Consider the following 21,612-nt stretch of genomic DNA (forward strand, 5'->3'; position numbering starts at 1 on the left):
AATATTATTTTTTTTCCGCCAGATTTTTAACATTTTCAGGAAGCTGACCAAATTCGGTATTTACATCTTGGCTTAATTGATTGATACCCAATTCTTTTGCGATTAAGAAAATAAGTAATTGCCTGAATGAAAGCAGTTTTAATTTTGCGGCGTCAGATTGCCATAATGTAATTTCTTTTTGCGTAGTTGGTGCAGTAGCTAGTACATTGTTATCGGGCGTAAATGCGAGAGCAATGGGTGGAAAGAAATGCTTAAATTTTTCACTGTATCCACTGACTAAGATTTGTTTTTTTCTATTAATAAAATTCCAAACAGTGATTGCATACGTAGATGCAACTGCAAGTAAAGTGCCATCAGGGCTTAGCATAGCTCTTGTGACTTGACGATTATTGTCAAACGGGTCTTTAAATATTTGAAGTTCCTTGCCCATATTGGGAAACGGATCCCATACTATCGCCTGATTTGCTTGCGCTACGGACAATTTCTGAACTAAGGGATTGTAAGCTATAGAAGAGATGTCATCTTTATTTACGTATTTCTCTTTAGAAGCACCACTTTCTAGCGTATTTAATTTTTTATTATTAGAAATATCCCATAAGATAACTGAACCTTCTGGAGAAGCGGCTGCTAATATATTATTATTAATAAAAATAATTTTGGGTTCCGTAGATGATTCTAACTCTGGTAGATATTTTAGTTCTTGAGAAAGAAGGTTTAGTATGGAAATGCCATGGTTAGACCATCCAATTGCTAGGAGAATGCCATTTGGGCTAAATGCGAGAGACGATACACTTGTTTCATCTGATTCTGGCTCGATATTAAATAGTCTTTCTCCGTTATCATCATAAATGGCAATGGAGCCGTTCTCCGATCCTATAGCTAGTTGGGTGCTAGCGGGTCTAAACGCAATACTCGTTATATAACCCATTACATCTTGGGCTGTTTCGCTTAATTTTTTAAGTACGCCACCAGTTACCCAATTCCAAACAATGGCTAATTTATCATTACCACCAGATACTAATTTACTGCCATCTTGATTGAACGCGAGATCCCTTACTGAACCAGTATGATCTTTCAGCACTCTTATTTGCCTAAAATAATGGTTGGCTTTTATTATTCTGTTCGAGATTAATTTTTCTAAATCCGGACCCAGGATAGTTGTTAGCTGATTGATTAGGTTAGTATCTGTATTAATGAGCGCGAGTTTGTTTGGGTCCATTAATTGTTCACTTAAAAGGAGTACAGTGGCATTAAGTAGAGCGGGCATATCTAAATAATTTGCGGTTTGGGCTAGATATGCAAGGTCTATAAGTGAATAGCTTTGTATTGTTTTTTTTTGATTAAGAGTATTTTGATTGGCCAAATTAAAAATATCTTGGACTGCTTTCAACGATAAATGGGCGAGAGGAATAGCCATTCCTTGCAAGAGAATGGAGGTATGTTCTTCACTCATATTTTTAAGGGTTTTTGAGCTAGCAATAACTTTTTTTAATGTTCCATAGGCGGTTGATCCTGTTTCGGGAACAATTATAGTTATCATTCCTTCATCGTCAGTAATTTCAGGAATAGTAATTTCTGAAGATTGTTTTTGCAATGGTAAAGAGCAACTTGCTTGCCGTGCCGTGTTTAATAACGTTTCCATTTCTAGATAATCGGCAGCTTGGATAATATAACTAAGTGCAGAAGTAGAATATTTTTCTAATGCTTTTTGAATCGCTTGGGCCTTATCAAGAATGTTTTCTGACGCAAAATCTAAAATAGCTTCAATGGCACTTGATGATAACCTAGGAAGCTGTATTATTTGCCCTGCTGTTAATAAATTTGCGTTCGCCTTCGCCATTTTTTTAAGTTTGGCCGAATGACTAACTAAGTTCAAAAGTGTTTTATAAGCTTCAGAAGTTGAGGAAGGAACGGTGATCTGTATTTCACCTTTTTCATTTTGAGTAACTTCAGGAACTATTACGCGCACTTTTTTAGATTGCGTTTCTAATTCGCTTTCTTCTTGTTTTCTGCCTTTTTTTTCATCGCTAGGAAGCTGCGCATTTAAGGGAATGCTCACAATAAAAATGCAAAAGACTAACATTCGAAATTGTTTTTTGTTTATTTTCTTCATACGCTCGCCAATTATTTTATAAACACGTTTTCCCAATAAGTTACTATTAATTATATAATTATTTCTCATAGAAAATATATAAATTGGTTAATAATGATAGAAAACAGATCCCCGTATCCGTAAAAAGGGCAGAAGTATGCGGTTTTTTAAAAACGCATACTCTTACAGACAAGGAATGCTGTTCGCTCAACGAATCTCAAAATTCAATTCTTTTTCTTTCTTTTTTTTCAAATTACGGTAAAACTTTAATTCTTAATGTTTTCAGTATGAAAAAAATAGGAAAAAAATATGAACCTATTGAGGATTTTTTGCGCAGTACTTATTTTCTTTTCTTTCGACCATTATGCAATGGAAAATCCCAACGTTGTTACTGATCTTGCCACGCAGTATTCTGATTCTACTATTCGCATTAACTTTATTAATAACATGCTGGATACGACTGAGCGTAAAAGTATCGATCCGCTGCAAACCGATTTTCAACGTTTGCTCAAGCGAAAGGCACAATCCCATATTTTTATTTCCTATATGGTTTGGAAAGTTTTTTTGGATTTGCAAAAAAGAAGTGCTCAAAAATTAGGGACTAAGTATTGGTATGCCGAAAATAGTAAGGAAGTGGCAAAATACTTGCTTGGAGGTGAGGAGAAAATAAAAGATGATGATGGGGCATTGGTTGCCTTCAATAAGAATCAGTGGTGCTTTTATGATACTAAACTCGGTCTTTATTATTTAGAGCCTGCAGATCTTAAGGAAAATTATATCGTAAAGAAAGAAAAGTTTGCGCTCATCGATCATCCGGAAGGGCTTTCATCGGTTCCGAGCAACTCAATGAACTGGGCGTGTGAAATGAACTGCCTACTCCATTGCCAACCAGTCGATGAAACCGCCCAATTCTTATTTCATTTAAATGGGCATGGAAATCCTGAGAAATCTGAATTGCCAATTCTTTGTGGCCTTGTACCAGAGAGAATGACTTCGTTGCTCTGCTATTTAAATAGTGAATTTCCTCGATCCACCATTGGGGTAGAATCTTGTTACGCGTCGCCAGAAAGAATATCTCGCCTCATGAACAATGAAAAGATCTCGTTTAGTTTGATCACTTCAGTGCAGCGAGATGTTGTATCGTATGCAGATGATCCGCCATTGTTTCAGATAGCAACGAACGGAAAAAAAGAAAAAAGAAAATTTGAAATGCTGGAAAGAAACGATGATAAAACATTTTTACAATTAATGGAAAAGGTACACAAAAATATTGTTTATGGGGCCCGTGGTGATAAAACCGATAGCGCCATTGCAGCTTTGAGTTACTTTACTGCAAGTACTAATATTCCGGGAATAAAATTTTCTGACGGAGATTGCATCCTATAGTAATTCTTGAAACAATTTTTCTTGAACTGATAGTACGAGGCGCGCTATAGTGAATCAGGAGTTTAAGATCGATCTGCAAGCGATGCAGCTCGTGCTACGGAGGTAGGAAAAAAGTATGAAAAAGTTATTCATTATAATGAGCCTCTCTTTTTGTGTGTTGATACCATTTCAATCGAATGCGACTCCTACCGATCAAAATGATAGCTGGGGGTCAACGGTATATTCAGGAGCAGAAAATGCGCGTGAGTGGGTGGCTAAGATGCTTGGGTATGGCCAAAATATACTCAGTAAAACGCAAACCGTGGAGGTACTCCCGTATCGCTACGCGTTTCTTTTGTGTTTCTTAGGCGGTGTCACCGGGGCGCTTTGTGTTTACTATTTGCATTGTTCATCGCGCACTATTGCACGCTATGAATTTCAACCGATGCGCGATCATTCGCATAGCTTTTTTTCTCGACCTGCGACATTTAGATCAACCGCAGATGAGGATTGTTTGTTAGACTAGCATTTTCAGTGCTTGATCTACCGGCTTATTTTCATAAATAATAGCGGCTAGGGCCTTCGTGAACGCAATAGCATTGTGCAGTGGTTTTTGATGAATATTACGGCCGATTGCGCAGCCCGCGGTTCCTGCTTTGTGAATCTGCTCATACGTTTGCTCGATAAATTTTTTTTCATTAATTGAATCGCCACCGGCAAGAATTATTTTAGTATTACCTGCTGCTTGCACTGCCAGCTTCAGCCAATCGAGAGAGCTTTTTTCATCAGTTTCTTCGGGTATTAAGATTTTTACAAAATCTGCTCCCAAACTTAATCCTAATCCGCTTGCTCCTACGATGAGACTGCCATCATGTTCATTTTTTATTGCAGATCCGCGAGGGTAAACCCATAAAATTGCAATAAGCCCATGTTCATGCGCTTGCATTATTACTTGTGCTGCCGATTGCAGCATCCGCCCTTCAAATTCACTGCCCGGATAAATCGTGTAGCCAACGCCGCGAATTGGTAAATTAGTGGACTGTTTTATTTTAAGAACATCGTTAACCGAAAAGAGCTGTTCGCTAAATGGATCGTGCTCTTTTGATGAAATTAAATTTGTTTTTGCATTCAATTTTGCAATGTAATTAATAGAGGGAAATTTTTTTCCGTACCGCGATATTAATCCAAGATGTGTAGCAAACGCACCCACAAATCCAGCGTCAGCTATTTTGAAAAGATGCAATGGATCGTTATCTTCCTCTGAAATTTCTGGCCCATAAAAATATTCGTTCAAATGTTCTATTTTTTGATCACCAGAAAATAAAAATAATCTGTTGGCATCTCGTGTGATAGCACGATAATTTTTTATATATTCATCTGCGGCCGATTGCACAACATCTGCAGGAATTTCATTATGCTTCATTTTTCTCCATTTCTTTTCTTTTTATTATAAGCAAAATGAAAGGAATAATTGCAACTTATACGATAATTGGCCGTGAGTAGCTATCCGACTATTTCTTTTGCAAAACCTTAATTTTGATTAGGTTCAAAGCGAAAAGAATTATCACCTGTTTTTTTAACTTTGGTATTTGACAGATCAATCACATGGCATGGAATATCAGGATTATTAAGCAAGTTTGTATCTTTAATAAAGAGTGTTAAATGCTCGATATGAACGATTGTTCCTTGGATAGAATGAGTTTGTGTTGTAATCTGTATCGTTTTGCCGACCTGCAGACCCGTACTCTGCCAAGAATCATCCATTGTGAATGCAGAATTGATTGCGCAAGACAATACGCTCAAAAATATTATTTTTTTCATAATTAATTTCGCTTCAAATAATTGTTGTTATTTATCCGAATTTGTTTTCGTAACGAGCGATCCATTAGAAACTTACGTTTTTTGGAATCAATCGCTTTCCCGCGTTTTTTTAAGCAAGGACTCGATCGGTGCTAAATCTTCTTCTTGCGCGATATCCCATAGGATTTTTTCTTGAGTTCCTTTGAGCTTTAGTTTTCCATCATTTGAGAGTTCAGTTTTAATATTAAATGCGCAGGTAAATCCCGAAGTTAGATAGTTTCGCAATTTTTCTTTGGCATCTGGATTTTCTGTAATTTTATTTAAGATGATTTCACGTTGTTTCTCGAGATCCATGGAATGAATTCTCGCATTGAACATAATTACGCATGATGCCAAAAAGCACAAAGATTTTTTTAGTTTCATAAGACTCCTTCTCTTTTATTCGATCACTAAATTTAAACTTGCGTGTATGAATGTCAACGTATTAATCTGATTTTAAACTTAAGTCGGTTATTTAGGATTAATATGAAAAACGTTTATTTGCTATTATTGATATTGCATATTCATTTATTGGCAAAAATTGAAGAGACCATACAGTTACCCTTTGGAAATTACGCATTGCCAACATCGCAGCAGCCTGGGCCCCTCTTTGGTTTTGGGCAAAACGTTATTGATGAGGGAGACTTGCAGGCATATATGTACATCGATCATTTCAGGGGGAAGAAGGTTCTTATTGATGAATATATGCCCAGTATACTCTATGGTGCGACCGATAGGTTGGCAATCCTTGCAGGTGTACCGTATTTTGCAAAATTTGAATATGGTGCAAATACTTCATCTGGTGCCGGCGATTTTTTCACCGCTTTTGAATATGCATATTATCGTAGAGACAGTTTATATGATGGTGCACAAGCAACAGTGCTTGCAGCCATTTCTGCGCCATCCGGGTCATTTAAAAAAAATCCCCCTACTGGGTTCGGCTCAGTTGGATTTTTTCTTGGAACCACTGCTGAATATATGGATACTGTCTGGTATGAATTTGCTGCGCTTGGGGTTCAATTGGTAACCCCTCATGATGGAACACAACTTGCCAATGATTATTTTTATCAGCTTGGACTTTCGCGCAATATTAGTTATGGTCCACGCCAATGGGTTTTTAACGCTATGGTTGAATTGACGGGCCTTTATTCAAAACGTGATAAAGTGAGTGGAATTATTAATCCCAATTCGGGGGAGCATATAGTATTCATTGGTCCTTCATTGTGGTGGTCAACACAGCAATTTCTTGTGCAAGCAGGGGTCGCATTTCCTATTGTGCAGCATTTAAATGGCCAGCAAAATAAAGTTGCTTTTCAGTTTTCGCTTAACATGGCTTGGAAATTTAATACTACATCTGAAGAAAAAAATGGGCCACTTGACGATGAAGATTGATTATAATAAATAAGCCATCGCTACAAACTTATTATTGGCGATTTTTTATTTTTTGAACCACTTTACATATACTGTACCAAGAACACCAGCAGTTGTTGCCGCCGCAACAGATACGCCAATTACTTTTCGCCAATTGAGCGCATTGTGATTCCAGTCAAATGAATACGCGCAATTATTTGGATTCTTTCCATTGGTGTCGGGATTTACAAAAATATCGGTTCGTTCTATCTGATAAGGAGAAAATAAACCCTTTGAGCGAGCGTATGTAACGATTCCATTACCGGTTGTTTTACTATACGTATTGTTTAAGATTTTAAACACAAGAGTCTCTCTTTGGCGTGTTGAAGGGTCTTCATAGCTAAAATATTCGATTCCAGTAGTCAGAACGTCAAGCCGTTTTGTTTTAATATCATACAAGTTGTTTTCACACGCTCTTACATCGTCGGTACATTCAATTTTATGAAGGCCTTTTTTTTGAACATCGCGCAATTTTTTATCGCCTACGTTAAGATTCCTTATACGCTCAGGAACATCGAGCTTTACTCCCTCATGAGTTTCATAATAAAGAGCCACTGCAGCAAGTTCTTTAATCGTGATCAAGCAACTTTTATTTTTTACAGATTTGAGAAGTAAATAAAATTCAGGAGTTTTTAAATCTTTACCCTCATGGCTTAAACTATGCTCCAAAGCCTTACCTTCAATAAAGCGCCAAGATTCCTTTTTGTCGTCTTCCGATTTTCTCGTAATTATTAACTGCCCGGGCTCAAGCTTTTCGATCAATTGTACAAATTTTCTATCACTACTCGGCGTATCTGTTTCGCTTGGTAATTTAATTTCCATCCCAAACAGTGCACCATGTATGCTAAAAATGAATAAGGGGAAAAATATTTTTTTGATTATCATAATTTCCTTTTTATAAAACGCGATCGTGCAAAATTACATGCTCTGCAACTTTTTCAAAGAGCGGAACCGCTACTGAAGAAGCATACAGCATGCTGTGTGGATTTGGCACTTCTCGTATGAACGTTACAATGACCCGTTGGTAATCGCCTTTTTCTAGAATGCCAGCAAAGGTGTACGTATTTCGCTTTGTATCATATTTTCCATCAACCACCATATTTGCAGTACCAGTTTTTCCCATAACTTTATAGCCTTTAATCGCGCCGCGATGTGCGGTTCCGTGGCTTACAGTGCGTTCTAGAATGCCTCGCATTGTTTCAATTGTTTCGGGCCGATAAATTGGATCTGTTGGTTGTACAATTTGTTGCTGTGGATGCGCAATAATCCATGGGATGACCGGAATTCCATTATTGGCAATCATGCAAAATGAGAGCGCTAATTGTAAAAGAGTTGCGCTCAGTTCATACCCGAATGAGAGAGAAATAATCGATTGGCGAGACCACGAAGCTGGTGGATTTACAAATCCTGTTTGTTCGCCAGGCCAATTTAATGCAGTTTTTTGGCCAAATCCCAGCTTTTTATAATGATCATAAAGTTTTGGGCCGAGCCGTTTGCCCACATCGGCGATCCCAAAATTATTTGAGAGTTCAATTACTTCTGAAAAGCTGAGCATATCATGCGCTTTCCATGTGCTAATTTTAAATCCATCAAAATAACCAACCTTCATATTGCGGCAATCGATCATTTCATCTGCAGTTACTACTTGTTCTTCAAGAGCGGCAAGCGCGGTGAACGCTTTCATAACAGAACCTAATTCATAGCTTTCTGTGGCAGCCCGATTTTTAGTTAATTCCATCGCAACTTCATGCGTGTTATTTGGATCGAAATTTGGATATTGGGCCATTACAATTATTTCGCCCGTTTTTGGATTGAGAACTAAAACCGCACCTTCTCGTGCATGGTAAGCGCTCACCGTTTCTTTCAAATCTTCATATGCTAAAAACTGGAGCGTGGAATCGATTGTCAATTTGACCTGATCGCCATCGTGCCCCTCTTTAGTTGTTTTCTTTGCAAAATAGTACGTACCGGAACGCGCATCTTTTTGGAGGGCGAATGTTGATGGCAATCCTGCCAAACGATTATTAAAGAGCGATTCAATACCAAAGAGGCCATGATTATCAATATCGGTAATGCCGATAATGTGGCCCATCGATTCCATAGGATACCAACGGTGTGGTTCTTTCATAAATTGAATATCCGTTTGTTCATTTTGTTCGATCGCAGCTCGTTGCTCAGGGCTCAATTTTCTTTTTATGAATAAAAATTGTGCGTCTCTATGCGCTTTTAAGCGTTCTAAGCTTTGCGGAAACTCTTTTTTTAGAAATCTTTCCAACGGTGCAATGTTTGTTATTTTAGACGGTTCAATAAACGCCGAAATACTTTCTTTATTTATAGTAAGCGGGACTCCTGCACGATCTAGAATAAGTGCGCGGGGCGGATGGGTTGTGATTGAAAGTGTGTATTGTTGTTGCGCGAGGTTACTAAAAAAATCACGTTGTTTGATTTGTATCAAATATAAATTGCACGCAATCGCGAGGTACAAAAAACAAAAAAAAAGAAAAACAAGACCCGCTCGAAAGGTGTACCGTTTATTCATGCTGCGTGCCTGTTATGAGGCTACCCAGTGCAAGTTGTTTCATATTGAGCTGCTCGGTAGCAAATTTTTTGATATCAGATTTATTGTTGAGAGCAAACAGCTCTTGAGAAAGGGTATCTTTTTCCTGGAGCAATTCCAGTTTTTGTTTTTCAAGACGCTGTTTTTCAAAAGAAAGGCTGATGAAAAGACTCTGCTTATGAATCAGAAGGACGATAAAGGTAAGATGGACACCTACAAAAAAAGCGATAAAAGTTCTTTTTTTCACTGAGCAGACCTTTCTATTTTGATACCAGCTTATCTAGGTGGAGCCGGTTTTTAAAGAGATTAAACAAATAGAAAATATGCCCATTAATAAAAAACTAGCGTGCAGAAAAATCTGTTTTATAGTATATTCCAATATATTATGTCACACAAAATGATGGTGTTAAATATATATGCTTTTCAAAATTGATAGACGTATTTTTACACAGTTTCCAGATCTCAAAGTAGGATTAATAGTCGCTACCGGACTCAAACAAAGTGAAGCCCAAACAAAGGCGCGAGAATTTCTTGCAGAAACCCAGCAGAAGTTGCGAATGAACTTAACTGCAGATCAAATTGAACATCATCCATTTATTACCGTGTGGCGAGATGCCTTTAAAAAATTTGGTGCGAATCCCAAAAAATATCTTAGCTCCATCGAGGCGATCTCAATGCGAGTGGCAAAAGGGGGAGAAATAAAATCAATCAATCCACTAGTTGATCTCTATAATGCTATTTCGTTTAAATATTTGTTGCCTGCTGGCGGTGAAGATTTAAAGAAAATTGACGGAGATATGGAACTTACAATAGCAGGAGAAAACGAACAACCTATTAGGATTCTTGGTCAAACCGAAGCCTATAAGCCCGAGCTAGGTGAGATCTTTTATAAGGATGGCAAAGGAGCCGTTTGTTGCAAATGGAATTGGCGCGAAGCAGATAGAGTTAAATTGTCCGAAGATTCCGAAGATGCACTTTTTGTTCTAGAGGGCCTGCCCCCTGCAAACCAAAAAATTATTGCAGCTGCCATTAATGAATTGGCTTGGCTGTTACAAAAGTATTGTGGCGGGAAAGTAAGATACGCCTTTCTTGATAAGGAGACATCTGAAATTAACACTGACGATGCATTTTTTGAGTCGCTACAAGAACCGGAAGAACCAAATTTGCCACCTTTGGAAATTTATAAAGCCAATTCTTTAGGGCAACAAAGATTGGAATTAAGTGGGGAATCGAAGATTCGTGCGCAAAAAGTTGAGGCGCTAAGAAAGCAGGGGATTGAACCGTGGCCTGCTGCACAACATGTTACCGATACCTGCGAATTAATACTTAAGCATTTTGGGCATCACGATCAAAAACCAACTTATACGATTGCCGGACGCCTCGTTTCTATTCGATCACATGGTAAAACTATTTTTGCACATCTTCAGGATCGTACCGCGAAAATGCAAATTTATCTCAAAGATGAACATGTGGGCGCTGAGCAATTTGAATTTTTTAAGCACATGATCGATATTGGCGATATTTTATGGGCTACAGGGCCTGCGTTTCGCACCAAGATGGGTGAAATTACCTTAGAAGTAAAATCGTTTAAACTGCTCAGTAAATGTTTGCATCCTTTGCCAGAAAAATTTCATGGGCTCACCGACGTTGAAGTACGCTATCGCCAACGCTATTTGGATTTGATTAGTAATCCCGAAAGTCGCGAAAAGTTCATTCGAAGAACCGGCATTTTAAAATCGGTACGTAATTTTCTTGATGCGCACGGATTCATGGAAGTGGAAACTCCCATGCTTCATCCGATCGCTGGCGGCGCGGCCGCTCGCCCGTTTATTACGCATCATAATGCGCTGGGCGATGATTTCTATTTACGCATCGCGCCTGAACTCTATTTAAAAAGATTAGTTGTTGGCGGCTTTGAGCGGGTATATGAAATAAATCGCAATTTCAGAAATGAGGGTGTATCAACGCGCCATAACCCTGAATTTACGATGCTTGAATTTTATATGGCTCACCATAATTATCTTTATATTATGGAATTTGTTGAACAACTTTTACGCTCCGCGGTTGAGTTTGCATGTGGTACGCTAGAAGTTCGTTTTGGGGATCACGTCATCGATTTTGGAAAACCGTTCAAAAGAATTTCGGTTAAACAATCGGTGCTCGATGCTGAACAATTGACCGACGCTCAATGTACGGATGCGGTACTTAATGAATTATTAAAAAAGCATGGAATTAAATTAGCTCAAAACGCATCAAATGCGGTTAAGTTTTATGCATTGTTTGAAAAAGTTGTTGAGCCAATGTTAATTCAGCCAACGTTTATCACCGAATATCCGATCGAAATTTCTCCTCTTGCAAAGCGCGATTCTGAAAATCCTGCTGTTGCAGCGCGCTATGAACTTTTCATTGGTGGTATGGAAATTAGTAACGGATTTAATGAGTTAAACGATCCATTTGATCAAGCAGATAGATTCAAGCAACAGCTTGAGGCGCACAAAGCGGGCGATGAAGAAGCGCATCAATATGATGCTGATTATATTCAAGCGCTCGAATATGCACTGCCGCCCACCGTTGGAGTCGGCATTGGCATCGATCGCCTTGTAATGCTTCTTACCAATACCACTTCGATCAAAGATGTCATTTTATTTCCAACACTCAAGAAAAAACACGCGTAAATGCATTCGAGTGATCACCAGATTGAACTAGCGCAGTGGACAGCGCAACGAATAAAAGAGTTAATCTCTGCGCACACAAATGATCCCAAAAAAATCTTGGATGTCGGATGCGGGAATGGGATGATCACGCATTATGTGCAAGATATTTTATGGGAGTCAAAGGTGATTGGTGTGGATCGCGATAAGACCGCCATTGAAAATGCGCAAAAAGAATTTCCCGAAATGCATTTTTTTACCTGCGATGATCGATTGCCATTTGAAGATGCGAGCGTTGATTGCGTTTATGCTGCATACGTTTTTCATCATTTAAAAACTGACTCGCAAAAAAATCTTTTGCGCGAAATGATGCGTGTTCTTACGCCAAATGGTTTATTAATTATTTTAGAATTTAATCCATGGCATGTGCCAACCCGATGGCATTTCTGGAAAAATCCCGAAGAGAAAAATGCAAAGATGATCAGTATGAATGAAGCAAAAAAAATGCTGGCCGAATTCGGAAAATCAAGCGGATTCTATTGTGGCGCGCACGCACTAACAAGCCCGATATACGTGGTGCTTCTTAATAGGGCTCATTCATAAATATTTTTTAAACAACGTTTCAAACTCTTTTCTTATTTCATCACTTTTAATATTTTTAATAAGCTCAATGAGCGTTACGTTGCCATAAATTGGTTGCTTTATTGTTGCACCCTTATCTGAGAGAAATTTTGCGAGCTCTAAGTCGTTATTAGTTATTGCCCATGAAAGTGCATTATCATAAAACTGATTTGGATCTGCGCCATCTTGAACTGCTTTGATAATGCCATCACGCCTACTATTCCTCACTGAGTTAGAAAGATCGGTCTCACTTTCTGTAAAATCAGCATACGCTTGATAAAATGGGAAAATTTCCACATCGCTTGGTGCATCTTCATCGGAACTGTACTCCATTGAGTGTGCCGATTTTTGATATAAGCAGTAAAAACCAAAAAGAACTACTGAACTGATAAGAATAAGTTTCTTCATTTTTATCTCCATTTTTTATTACCTGATAAATTATATCAATCGGCAAGATATCTTAGCAATTATACGGAGTTTAGATTTACGAAGTTTTAATAACTGCGGAAGGAATCATAGTTTGCATGTAAAAAATGCGGCAGATTCTTTGTGCTGTATTAACGTTAATGGTTATTAAACATCTCATTGAATCTTTTAAGAGCATTTTGGCTCGGTGTGTTTTTCATCAGTTCTCTTAGCGTAGCATCGCCAGCAATTGGCGTATCAGCTGAGGCCCCGTGTTTTTTTAGAAAGGTAGCTAGATCTGAATTTGCTGTTTTGAAGGCGAATGCTAAAGGATTATGATAAAAAGAATTCGGGTCTGCGCCCGCTAGAATTGCAGTGCGAATTTCGCTCGGTTCTCCGGCTACAACTGCATCCATAAGGTCCTGATCTTTTTCAGATAAGCCACCGTAATTTAGGGTTATTGCCATTTGCTCGATATCACTGCCGGTCTCCTCTTCATCAGAGTTTGATTCCATTGAAAAGAGTGAACTTGTGGACAATAAACATAAAATCAAGAATAAAGAACTGAATTTCTTTTGCATAATATATTCCTGTTAAACCGGTATTCTTTTAAGAGTTTATCAATTAATAATGCAGAATAGCAATAAATATTAAAATTGAATTAAATCAAAAAACTTGTTATCTATTAGATCTCATTAGATATGGATAAAAACTTTAGCCGCTAGTTAATAGGGTTTATAAGAGAAAAATTAAGGTTAACCATCGGCAAAAATAATGGTTTTGGTAGTTCGTTTATATCAAACCATTGCCATTCTTCACATTTATTTGGCTCTAAAACCTTTGGTTCACCGCCAGCATACTCACCGATCATGAAAAGCGTAATATAGTGCTTTTGTTCAAGCTCAAAAAAATCGTTGGTATAAGGGCCGGCAATAATTTCTTTAATCGTGAGCCCCGTTTCTTCAAGCACTTCTCGACTGGCACATTCAAAAGGCGTTTCCCCAAATTCTAGATGTCCGCCTGGCGGGCTCCACGTGCCGCTGCCGTGCGCATTTTTTCTTTTGCCTAAAAGAAGTTTTCCGTTATTGAAAATAAGCACGCCAACGCCAACGCGAACAATCGGTGAAAAGTTTTGTTGTGGTGCGCGCGGCATTTGAGTTGTCGTCATTTGATTTCCTTGCTTTTTTTATCGTGAAGATCGACACCCAGAGAAATTAACTGTGCACGCAGTTCGTCGGCACGTTTCCAATTTTTTTCTTCGCGTGCTTTTTCTCGGTCATCAAGAAGCTTTTGAATTTCTGGTGTTATTTGGATCGTTTTTTCTGGAAGTGGTTCAAGCGTTAATCCCAATCCGTTTACTAAAAATTGTTTAATGGCAGCTTTTTCGTGCGCATTTGGTTTTGATTGCATGAAAGTGAAAAGAACGCCAAACATTCCGGGCGTATTTAAATCGTCGTAGAGAAATGTAAGCATTTTTTTAAGCGTTGCATTCTCACGATCGATAGGACTATTTTTTTTCACCTCTGTGTGCGCAAAGAAAAGACATATTTTTTGATACGCTTTCTGGGCTGCTTGAATATCATTAAAGGAGAAATCAAGCGGTGTTCGATAGTGATGAATCGCATAATAATATCTAATTACCATCGGATCAAATTGCTGGAATATATCGTTGAGCGTGAAAAAATTGCCGAGCGATTTGGACATTTTTTCATTATTTACTCGAACAAATGCGCAATGGCTCCAAATAGTTGAAAACGGTTTTCTGGTTAAACTTTCTGTTTGAGCTATTTCATTTTCATGATGAGGAAAAATTAAATCTGCGCCGCCGCCATGAATATCTATTTGCTCTCCCAAATATTTGAGCGCCATTGCTGAACATTCAATATGCCAACCTGGCCGACCATAACCCCACGGGCTTTCCCAAAAAGTTCCTTCTTTCTCGCCTTTCCATAATGCAAAATCGAGCGGGTCCTCTTTTTTATCGTTTATCTCAACGCGCGCTCCAGCTCGTAATTCATCTAATTTTTGTTTAGAAAGTTTTCCGTAGGATGGGAAACTATTGATTCGAAAATACACATCGCCATCGATCGCATACGCTTTTTTTTGCTCAACTAATTGTGCGACAAAATCGATAATTTCAGGAATTGTTTTAGTAACCAACGGCTCGTGAGATGGCGTATCTAGATTAAGTGCTTTCATATCTCGATTAAATGATGCAATGTAACGCTGAGCGATTTCATGATAGCGCAGAGGGTCGCCAAATTCGGTTTCCGCTTTTTTGAGCAGCTTATCATCGATATCGGTAAAATTTCTGCAATACGTAACATCCAAGCCAATTGTTTTTAAGAGCCGATACAAGAGATCAAACGTAACAAAAACTCTGCCGTGGCCAATGTGTGGATTGTCGTAGGGCGTGATACCGCACACATAAAGTTTAATTTTGCCTTCTTGTAGCGGGCTTATAGTTTCTTTTCGAGTCGAAAGAGTTGAATAAAGCTGTATCATACTATTTTTCATTCGTTTGAAAGGTCCATCGGCACTTACTGAAATTTAGTGTAGAAAAAAACAGCTCCTCTGGTCAATTTAAGAAAAAAAGGTATTCTATAAAAACGATCTTTTTAAAGGTCCGCCTTCAAACAAATCAGGAGCGTATACATGATGTCTGCACGACGAGCGAGTGTTTTGTGGCTCTTTATTATTTTATTTATCGGTGGTGGAAACCTTCCATTTTCGTTGGCTGCGATGCAATCTGTACCAGCAAATCAAGATGAATTATCCGATAATCAATACGCGGAGAATGAATCTGACGACGACTACGAAGATGAAGATGAAATAACTGCCGCGGTAGTTGCGCCTGCGCCAGTACCGCTGGCCGATCGTATCATTAGATCAATTACAGTTGAGGGAAATTTTTCCGTTCCTTCACAAGCGATTGTAAGTCGCATTCCCTATCATGAAGGTCAGCGATTTGATCCTCGAAAAACCAATACTCTTATTAAAAATGTTAACGACCTTAATTATTTTAAAAATGTGCAGCTTTATGGTGAGCCGGTCGGCAGCCAAGAAGTAGATCTTTTTATCGTGGTGCAAGAGAAATTGAAACTTGCGGGGTTTGAATTTCAAGGCAATAAACATTTAACGCTCAAGGAAATAGAAAAGAAAATTAATTTTTCTAAAATAACGAGCATTGATGAAATGGATTTGCCCCGATACATTGCGATCATTAAAAAACTCTATCGCGACAAAGATTATCACAATGCACAGGTAACTGCGCAATTGCAGCCAGTGGATGGCGCTGCGTGTGTTCGTTTTACTATTCAAGAAAATAGTAAAACGCTTGTTAAACGAATTTTCTTTTCAGGAAATGAGTCTGTTACTGATAAAAAATTACGCAGTTTAATTTACACACGCGAAGATTGGATTCTTGGATTTATGGATCGCGCAGGAAGTTATCAGCCCGATATGATCGAAGCTGATAAGCAAGTTATCGAGAACTATTATCAAAGTAATGGTTTTCTGAATGCGCGTGTAGTAAACGCGCAGGTGCAAGCGGATGCAGCTCAAGAAGAAGTTATGGTTACCTACTATATTCAAGAAGGCGATCTCTATACGATATCCGATATTTCTGTTCCAGGAAATGATCTTATCTCGGAAGAATTTTTAAAGTCGCGTTTGCCAATTAAAGAATGCGACCTTTATTCAAAAGAAAAAATTCGCGAGACGATTGAAGGGCTTCGATTATTGTGGGGCGATTTTGGCTATATTTACGCCGATATTGAACCATCAGTTAAACCGAATGAAGAAACAAAAACGGTGAGCGTTGCGTTTTATACGGAGCTTGGCTCACAAGTTACCCTTGATAGCATCAACATTCGTGGTAATGAAAAAACTGAAGATAAAATTATTCGTCGGCAATTGTTACTTCAAGAAGGTGGTATTCTCACAACCAAAGGGATGGACGATTCCAAACAGCGCGTTGAACTGCTTGGCTACTTTGATCAGCGAAATGGCGTCAACTGGAAAATTAATCGTTTAGGAAAAGATAGAGCATCGCTTGATTTGATGGTGAAAGAAGTGAAAACCGGCCGTGCCGAAATGAATCTTGGTTTTGGTGGTTCGCCGCGCGATGTTTCATCTCCTATTGAATCGCTATCATTACGCGCTGCACTTTCGGATTCGAATTTATTTGGTAAAGGAATTCAGTTTGCGCTCAGCGGCGAATATGCAAAACGGGAAGTTAACTTTAATTTTAATTTAACGCAGCCGTGGCTTTTCGATAGACCAATTCATGCTGGGATAGATATTTTTACCAAGCGAACCTCATATAGCGATTTCTTCTTTCTAGAAAAATCATCTATTCATGAAAATATCGTAGGCGGTGCATTTAATCTTGGATTTGTTTCTCATCGTGCATTTGATTCACTTTGGATCAACAGACTTATTGTAGAGGATGTGCGTTATACCAATACCGCGGTTGACCAGCGTACTAACTTTATCAATCAAGCGCAGAAAGATGAGCTGCAAGGGATCATCAATCGACGGTTTCAAAGTGGCACATTTATTGGCTATGCTTTAAACGTAACAAAAGATGTTCGTAATCATCCGGTTCATCCAAGCAACGGGTACCAATGGCAAATGTTAACAAAAACTGTTTTTCCTAGCAGAACGACGCATGCAATTGATACGCCGCTCCATGGATTTGGATTCTTTAAGGCAGATTTTGATGTGAGCTGGTACACACCACTTATCGATGAGCGCAGTTTGGTATTCTGTTTGCATGGTCATCTTGGTCTTATTGCGCCATTTAAACACAGAACTGTTCCCTATCGGGAATTGTATAATATTGGCGGTCCGGCATCGGTGCGCGGGTTTGAGTTTGGCGAGATAGGGCCGCAATGGATTGTCCCTGGCTTGGCCGGCAAATCTAATCCATTGGGCGCCACAAAAGCATTCTGGATTAACGCAGAATTGATTTTTCCAATCTCAGCAGACTTTTCTATGAAGGGCGGCATTTTCTATGATGGTGGTGCTGGTTGGGATACGCTTGATGCGGCGCAAATTTCTCCGGCTAATTTGAGAAACAATCATTTTAGCTATCGGCATGCTGTTGGTTTAGGGCTGCGCGTCTTGCGCCCAACGCCAATTAAAGTTGATTGGGGCTTTAAGCTCGATCGACGCAAAGGTGAAGAGGCGACGCGCGTTCACTTTAGTGCGTACCACGAGTTTTAACCATTAATCGAGTTGGTCTCTTTTTTGTGAACGGATCACTGGCTCTCCCGGAGAGGTTAGAAAGATCATTGGTATAAGAATAAAATCAGGTATATAACTCCAATACCAAGGGGTGACGTCTTCAGATACACTTGGATTTTGAAATTTGATGTTGCCAAATTTGGCAACATCAAAGTCTTCGATGTTACTACAGGGAAACATTAATTCCAATTTATACGGTTTTTCGATAGGTATTGTGACGTATTTTTTACCATTTATTTTATTAATCCACAATTTTTTTCCGGCGCATGGAATTTCAGATTTGTATGGTAAAATAAATTGTTCTCGATAATATTTTTTTTGTAAATGATCCAAATTTATTTGCTTTTTTGCTAAGTGGATAAAATCCTGAAAGCTGGCTTGAGCAAGAAGTGTTATGGTGCTCATTTTTATAAACAGGCAGATATTTCTAAAAAAGCAATTACTCACGAGCGATTCCTAAAGTTCAAAAATAAATACTATTATAGTATACGCGTTATTTAAAATTTATCGAGATGGCAACGGCAAATTATTGAATATTACCCACAAAGATTACTAGGCTATACAAAATGCCAAAGGAGAATGCCGTGTTTAAAAGAACCATAGAATCTACGTTAAAAATTGATTTGCCGAATTATTCAATAATTTGTATCAAAGGGCCACGTTTTGTTGGAAAAACAACCTTGGTCAAAACAGTTGCACCTCATTTTGCATATTTTTCATTGCGAGAATTGCAGCCGCGCCAACAAGCTCTTAAAAATCCTGAATTTTTTATTCGTGATGCGCTTTCAAAAGGCGAGGGAATGATTGTAGATGATTGTGAGTATGCGCCTGCAATTATCGATGCGATACGAACGTATGAGCTTCCAGAAGGCAAAAAAATTATAGTAACAACGAGCTTGCTTCGCCACCACACAACGTTGGTAGAGGAGCTTTTTGGTTCTCGATCAAAAACATATACACTTTGGCCACTTTCAATCACGGAACGGGAAATGTCTCAAGTTCTGCCGCAGTCGGTGGATGATGCTATTATTCGTGGAGGATTTCCCGCGGCTCAGCGGGAAGGGGATATTCCTGAGTGGTACACAACCTATGTTCGTAATTATACTGAGCAAGATGTTCGTGTGGCAAAAAGTTTGCATAACGACACGATTTTTTATCGCTTCATGGAACTTTGCGCAGAACAATCTCTTGGCCAACCAGTAAATTATTCATCACTGCGCCGAGCATGCGATATTACTATTCATACAGCAAAGGCGTGGATTGAGTTGCTTGAACTCACACAACTTATTTTTTTATTGCCACCACATGAACAAGCATACGGAAAACGAATTATAAAAAGCCCAAAACTTTATTTTATTGAGCCGGCAATTACGTGTTCTCTTTTGCGTATTTCTACACCTGAACAATTAAAACAGCATCCATTGCGTGAAGCAATTATTGAATCGTTTGTTATTTCTGATTTGTACAAACAAGCGTTTGGCGCTGGTAAAAAAGGAAACGTCTCATTCTGGAAAGATAAAGCGGGCCATGAAGTGGAATGCCTTGTAAGTAAATCTACTGGTGTTTTGCCAATGGAGATTATCGCGAGCGAAAGTTATTCGCCACAAGCTTTTAAAAAACTGATGCACTGGTACAAGGTGAGCCACGCAATGCAATCGAATGGCATTGTTGTTTATACTGGTGAGCAAGATCAATCACTTGTTGAAGGACGTTTGCTCAATTGGCGTTCGGTTAAAAACTTAAATCAATAAGCTTTCACAAGTTGCCGAGGTTTGCACTATGTGGATCTTCCTGGTTCAATGTGTTTTTGTATTTCTCTACATGAGTTTTCTATGGTTAATTGCTCAACGAGAACATAATAACGGCATTGCAGATATTGGTTGGGGTATTGGATTTATAATTATAGCAATTGCGTCGACTAAGTTTCATCTGTACGCAGCATTTTTATTTTTAGTCGCGCTGTTTATTTGCCTATTTTTCTTATTATCTAAGAAGTATGCAAATTTTTACAGGATAAGTTCGTGTGCGATGGCTTTACTGGCAATGTGCTCAGTAGTAGTTCTTTATCATTATGCCAGATCCGGGCGAGCATTTCTTATTTCAATGCTTGTATTTATTTGGGCTGTTCGCATCTCATATTATATTTTCAAGCGTTCGCGCAATAAAGATGAAGACGAGCGCTATGCGCTATGGCGAAAAAAATGGGGCAAGCACCAAGCGCTCTATGCGTTTTTTTATGTTTTTATGCTACAAGGGCTTCTAATGCTAGTGATAGGGTATCCTATCATGCTGGTAAATAGCACCCCAGTTGTTTCATTGCGTTGGCTCGATTGGATTTCAGTATGTATTTGGGCCTTTGGTATGTTTTGGGAAGCCGTTGGCGATTATCAATTGGCTAAATTTCTGCGCAGTCAAAAAAAGAGAAGCCATATCATGCAAGAAGGGCTTTGGCATTATACGCGGCATCCGAACTATTTTGGTGAAAGTATTATGTGGTGGGCAATTTTTTTAATTACACTTCCCGTTTATTTAGGATGGACTGCAATTATTAGTCCCGTAACAATTACCCTTCTTTTGCGGCTTGTTTCGGGTGTGCCGCTTGCAGAAAAGTCGTTTGCAAATAACCCCGAATTTCTCGCTTATGCAAAACGAACAAATGCGATGTTTCCCTGGCGCCCACGAAAAAAGTGATTTTAGCCTCTAGCTCGTTTTATTTTTCTATAAAAAGAATATGCAGCAGCGGTAAATGCTGTTGCTGCTATTATTGTGGGAATTATGCGTTTCCAATGGTAATTTCTTTGATATCGTTCACTTACCGTTTCATAATTGGATGGCGGATTATTAGAAGCGAACTGTATAACGCGATCATCGCAAAAGAATCTAGTGCGCAGGTAATCTGCGCGGATGAACTTATCTTTTGGAAATAGTCTTTTGCTTTGTAGTTCCTTCATTTCTTCTTTTTTCTTATCCTCGTCTCCAGGTCTCGTTCGATCGAGGGTTTTTTCATCTATTTTAACTTCAGTCAACGTATAAGGAACTCCCTTTATGATAAAATTTTCTCCCGTGTAATTTTTCCGGAGATTGAGTTCTATGAATCTGCTCATGAACGCTTCAAGAGAATCTACAGGTTTAATGGAGGTAATGGTTTTGGGGCCTTGTTCTATATTTTTATATTTTTTGTGGAGAGAAAGGCTGGAATCTATTAATCGACACACTAAAAATCTTGTTCCCTCTGCGCTCTGGCAATCTTCGATTGAAACAATTTCGTAACGTTTTTTTTCATGAGAATCGACAAATACGTCGCCTTCGCTCAACATTAGTGCGTGTTTTCCAGCCTCGAGAGAAATTTCATATGGAGCACTTACTAGTGGCAATGAGCATGAAGCAATCATAATTATTGAAAAAAAATATTTAATTTTCAT

At 38.7% G+C, this 21,612-nt stretch carries 21 protein-coding genes; 8 read left to right on the forward strand and 13 right to left on the reverse strand.

Annotation, left to right across the window (positions count from 1 at the left end; translation table 11 throughout):
- Window positions 1–4: 4 nt before the first annotated feature.
- A complete protein-coding gene (locus tag HYX58_00480; GenBank protein MBI2774472.1) occupies window positions 5–2,113 on the reverse strand; it encodes a hypothetical protein in 2,109 nt (702 codons plus the stop codon).
- Window positions 2,114–2,401: 288 nt separating this feature from the next.
- Here HYX58_00480 and HYX58_00485 point away from each other — a divergent pair, with 288 nt between their 5' ends.
- Both HYX58_00485 and HYX58_00490 read left to right on the forward strand, forming a co-directional pair.
- Window positions 2,402–3,478 (forward strand): hypothetical protein, encoded by a 1,077-nt coding sequence (locus HYX58_00485; protein MBI2774473.1) that lies wholly within the window; start codon window positions 2,402–2,404, stop codon window positions 3,476–3,478.
- Window positions 3,479–3,593: 115 nt separating this feature from the next.
- Window positions 3,594–3,983: a hypothetical protein gene (locus HYX58_00490; GenBank protein MBI2774474.1), complete on the forward strand. Its 390-nt coding sequence runs from the start codon at window positions 3,594–3,596 to the stop codon at window positions 3,981–3,983.
- Here the strand turns inward: HYX58_00490 and HYX58_00495 are convergent.
- From HYX58_00495 to HYX58_00505, 3 genes are all read right to left on the reverse strand, one after another.
- Complete coding sequence (locus tag HYX58_00495) at window positions 3,975–4,880, reverse strand: aldolase (protein MBI2774475.1); 906 nt, start codon at window positions 4,878–4,880, stop codon at window positions 3,975–3,977. The two genes, HYX58_00490 and HYX58_00495, sit on opposite strands and share 9 nt — an antisense overlap.
- Window positions 4,881–4,987: 107 nt before the next feature.
- Window positions 4,988–5,278 (reverse strand): hypothetical protein, encoded by a 291-nt coding sequence (locus HYX58_00500; protein ID MBI2774476.1) that lies wholly within the window; start codon window positions 5,276–5,278, stop codon window positions 4,988–4,990.
- An 87-nt stretch (window positions 5,279–5,365) separates the two neighbouring features.
- Entirely contained in the window at window positions 5,366–5,680 is a 315-nt protein-coding gene (locus HYX58_00505; GenBank protein ID MBI2774477.1) for a hypothetical protein, read from the reverse strand.
- A gap of 102 nt (window positions 5,681–5,782) precedes the next feature.
- Between HYX58_00505 and HYX58_00510 the strand changes: the two genes are divergently transcribed.
- A complete protein-coding gene (locus HYX58_00510; GenBank protein ID MBI2774478.1) occupies window positions 5,783–6,688 on the forward strand; it encodes a hypothetical protein in 906 nt (301 codons plus the stop codon).
- A 45-nt stretch (window positions 6,689–6,733) separates the two neighbouring features.
- Here HYX58_00510 and HYX58_00515 read toward each other — a convergent pair whose 3' ends face one another.
- The 3 genes from HYX58_00515 to HYX58_00525 all read right to left on the reverse strand — a co-directional run bounded on the left by HYX58_00515 (window position 6,734) and on the right by HYX58_00525 (window position 9,510).
- Window positions 6,734–7,591 (reverse strand): hypothetical protein, encoded by an 858-nt coding sequence (locus HYX58_00515; protein ID MBI2774479.1) that lies wholly within the window; start codon window positions 7,589–7,591, stop codon window positions 6,734–6,736.
- 10 nt (window positions 7,592–7,601) lie between these two features.
- The gene (locus HYX58_00520) at window positions 7,602–9,161 is read right to left on the reverse strand and encodes a penicillin-binding protein 2 (GenBank protein ID MBI2774480.1); all 1,560 of its coding nucleotides are present in this window, start codon (window positions 9,159–9,161) and stop codon (window positions 7,602–7,604) included.
- Window positions 9,162–9,237: 76 nt separating this feature from the next.
- Window positions 9,238–9,510, reverse strand: a complete 273-nt coding sequence (locus HYX58_00525; protein MBI2774481.1) for a cell division protein FtsL — start codon at window positions 9,508–9,510, stop codon at window positions 9,238–9,240.
- A 169-nt stretch (window positions 9,511–9,679) separates the two neighbouring features.
- Here HYX58_00525 and lysS point away from each other — a divergent pair, with 169 nt between their 5' ends.
- Window positions 9,680–11,938 carry a lysine--tRNA ligase gene (lysS, locus tag HYX58_00530; GenBank protein MBI2774482.1) on the forward strand — a complete coding sequence of 753 codons (2,259 nt, stop codon included), beginning with the start codon at window positions 9,680–9,682 and terminating at the stop codon, window positions 11,936–11,938.
- Complete coding sequence (locus HYX58_00535; GenBank protein MBI2774483.1) at window positions 11,939–12,517, forward strand: class I SAM-dependent methyltransferase; 579 nt, start codon at window positions 11,939–11,941, stop codon at window positions 12,515–12,517. It abuts the gene before it with no gap.
- Here HYX58_00535 and HYX58_00540 read toward each other — a convergent pair.
- From HYX58_00540 to HYX58_00555, 4 genes are all read right to left on the reverse strand, one after another.
- On the reverse strand, window positions 12,512–12,943 hold the full coding sequence (locus HYX58_00540; GenBank protein ID MBI2774484.1) for a hypothetical protein: 432 nt from the start codon (window positions 12,941–12,943) through the stop codon (window positions 12,512–12,514). The genes HYX58_00535 and HYX58_00540 overlap by 6 nt on opposite strands.
- Window positions 12,944–13,098: 155 nt before the next feature.
- Window positions 13,099–13,521: a hypothetical protein gene (locus HYX58_00545; protein ID MBI2774485.1), complete on the reverse strand. Its 423-nt coding sequence runs from the start codon at window positions 13,519–13,521 to the stop codon at window positions 13,099–13,101.
- A 140-nt stretch (window positions 13,522–13,661) separates the two neighbouring features.
- Window positions 13,662–14,093, reverse strand: a complete 432-nt coding sequence (locus HYX58_00550; protein ID MBI2774486.1) for an NUDIX domain-containing protein — start codon at window positions 14,091–14,093, stop codon at window positions 13,662–13,664.
- Window positions 14,094–14,104: 11 nt separating this feature from the next.
- Window positions 14,105–15,445 carry a cysteine--tRNA ligase gene (locus tag HYX58_00555; protein ID MBI2774487.1) on the reverse strand — a complete coding sequence of 447 codons (1,341 nt, stop codon included), beginning with the start codon at window positions 15,443–15,445 and terminating at the stop codon, window positions 14,105–14,107.
- A 150-nt stretch (window positions 15,446–15,595) separates the two neighbouring features.
- Between HYX58_00555 and bamA the strand changes: the two genes are divergently transcribed.
- Complete coding sequence (gene bamA, locus HYX58_00560) at window positions 15,596–18,169, forward strand: outer membrane protein assembly factor BamA (GenBank protein ID MBI2774488.1); 2,574 nt, start codon at window positions 15,596–15,598, stop codon at window positions 18,167–18,169.
- Between the two features lie 3 nt (window positions 18,170–18,172).
- Here bamA and HYX58_00565 read toward each other — a convergent pair whose 3' ends face one another.
- Window positions 18,173–18,637, reverse strand: coding sequence for a hypothetical protein (locus HYX58_00565; protein MBI2774489.1), 465 nt, complete (start codon window positions 18,635–18,637; stop codon window positions 18,173–18,175).
- A gap of 137 nt (window positions 18,638–18,774) precedes the next feature.
- On the opposite strand from HYX58_00565, the gene HYX58_00570 reads away from it, so the two are divergent.
- Together HYX58_00570 and HYX58_00575 are read left to right on the forward strand one after the other, a co-directional pair.
- Window positions 18,775–19,941: an ATP-binding protein gene (locus HYX58_00570; GenBank protein MBI2774490.1), complete on the forward strand. Its 1,167-nt coding sequence runs from the start codon at window positions 18,775–18,777 to the stop codon at window positions 19,939–19,941.
- A gap of 28 nt (window positions 19,942–19,969) precedes the next feature.
- Window positions 19,970–20,881, forward strand: coding sequence for a DUF1295 domain-containing protein (locus HYX58_00575; protein ID MBI2774491.1), 912 nt, complete (start codon window positions 19,970–19,972; stop codon window positions 20,879–20,881).
- A gap of 2 nt (window positions 20,882–20,883) precedes the next feature.
- Here HYX58_00575 and HYX58_00580 read toward each other — a convergent pair whose 3' ends face one another.
- Complete coding sequence (locus HYX58_00580) at window positions 20,884–21,612, reverse strand: hypothetical protein (protein MBI2774492.1); 729 nt, start codon at window positions 21,610–21,612, stop codon at window positions 20,884–20,886.

The sequence above is a fragment of the Candidatus Dependentiae bacterium genome, from assembly GCA_016191325.1.
In the GTDB taxonomy this organism is placed as follows: domain Bacteria; phylum Babelota; class Babeliae; order Babelales; family JACPOV01; genus JACPOV01.

Excerpts from the sequence above, each read along its gene's own strand:
- HYX58_00550 (MBI2774486.1), bottom strand. The coding sequence starts at position 14,093 with ATGCCGCGCGCACCACAACAAAACTTTTCACCGATTGTTCGCGTTGGC.
- HYX58_00485 (MBI2774473.1), top strand. The coding sequence starts at position 2,402 with ATGAACCTATTGAGGATTTTTTGCGCAGTACTTATTTTCTTTTCTTTC.
- HYX58_00500 (MBI2774476.1), bottom strand. The coding sequence starts at position 5,278 with ATGAAAAAAATAATATTTTTGAGCGTATTGTCTTGCGCAATCAATTCT.
- HYX58_00515 (MBI2774479.1), bottom strand. The coding sequence starts at position 7,591 with ATGATAATCAAAAAAATATTTTTCCCCTTATTCATTTTTAGCATACAT.
- lysS (MBI2774482.1), top strand. The coding sequence starts at position 9,680 with ATGCTTTTCAAAATTGATAGACGTATTTTTACACAGTTTCCAGATCTC.
- HYX58_00575 (MBI2774491.1), top strand. The coding sequence starts at position 19,970 with ATGTGGATCTTCCTGGTTCAATGTGTTTTTGTATTTCTCTACATGAGT.
- bamA (MBI2774488.1), top strand. The coding sequence starts at position 15,596 with ATGATGTCTGCACGACGAGCGAGTGTTTTGTGGCTCTTTATTATTTTA.
- HYX58_00490 (MBI2774474.1), top strand. The coding sequence starts at position 3,594 with ATGAAAAAGTTATTCATTATAATGAGCCTCTCTTTTTGTGTGTTGATA.
- HYX58_00480 (MBI2774472.1), bottom strand. The coding sequence starts at position 2,113 with ATGAAGAAAATAAACAAAAAACAATTTCGAATGTTAGTCTTTTGCATT.
- HYX58_00510 (MBI2774478.1), top strand. The coding sequence starts at position 5,783 with ATGAAAAACGTTTATTTGCTATTATTGATATTGCATATTCATTTATTG.
- HYX58_00540 (MBI2774484.1), bottom strand. The coding sequence starts at position 12,943 with ATGAAGAAACTTATTCTTATCAGTTCAGTAGTTCTTTTTGGTTTTTAC.
- HYX58_00505 (MBI2774477.1), bottom strand. The coding sequence starts at position 5,680 with ATGAAACTAAAAAAATCTTTGTGCTTTTTGGCATCATGCGTAATTATG.
- HYX58_00555 (MBI2774487.1), bottom strand. The coding sequence starts at position 15,445 with ATGATACAGCTTTATTCAACTCTTTCGACTCGAAAAGAAACTATAAGC.
- HYX58_00495 (MBI2774475.1), bottom strand. The coding sequence starts at position 4,880 with ATGAAGCATAATGAAATTCCTGCAGATGTTGTGCAATCGGCCGCAGAT.
- HYX58_00580 (MBI2774492.1), bottom strand. The coding sequence starts at position 21,612 with ATGAAAATTAAATATTTTTTTTCAATAATTATGATTGCTTCATGCTCA.
- HYX58_00535 (MBI2774483.1), top strand. The coding sequence starts at position 11,939 with ATGCATTCGAGTGATCACCAGATTGAACTAGCGCAGTGGACAGCGCAA.
- HYX58_00545 (MBI2774485.1), bottom strand. The coding sequence starts at position 13,521 with ATGCAAAAGAAATTCAGTTCTTTATTCTTGATTTTATGTTTATTGTCC.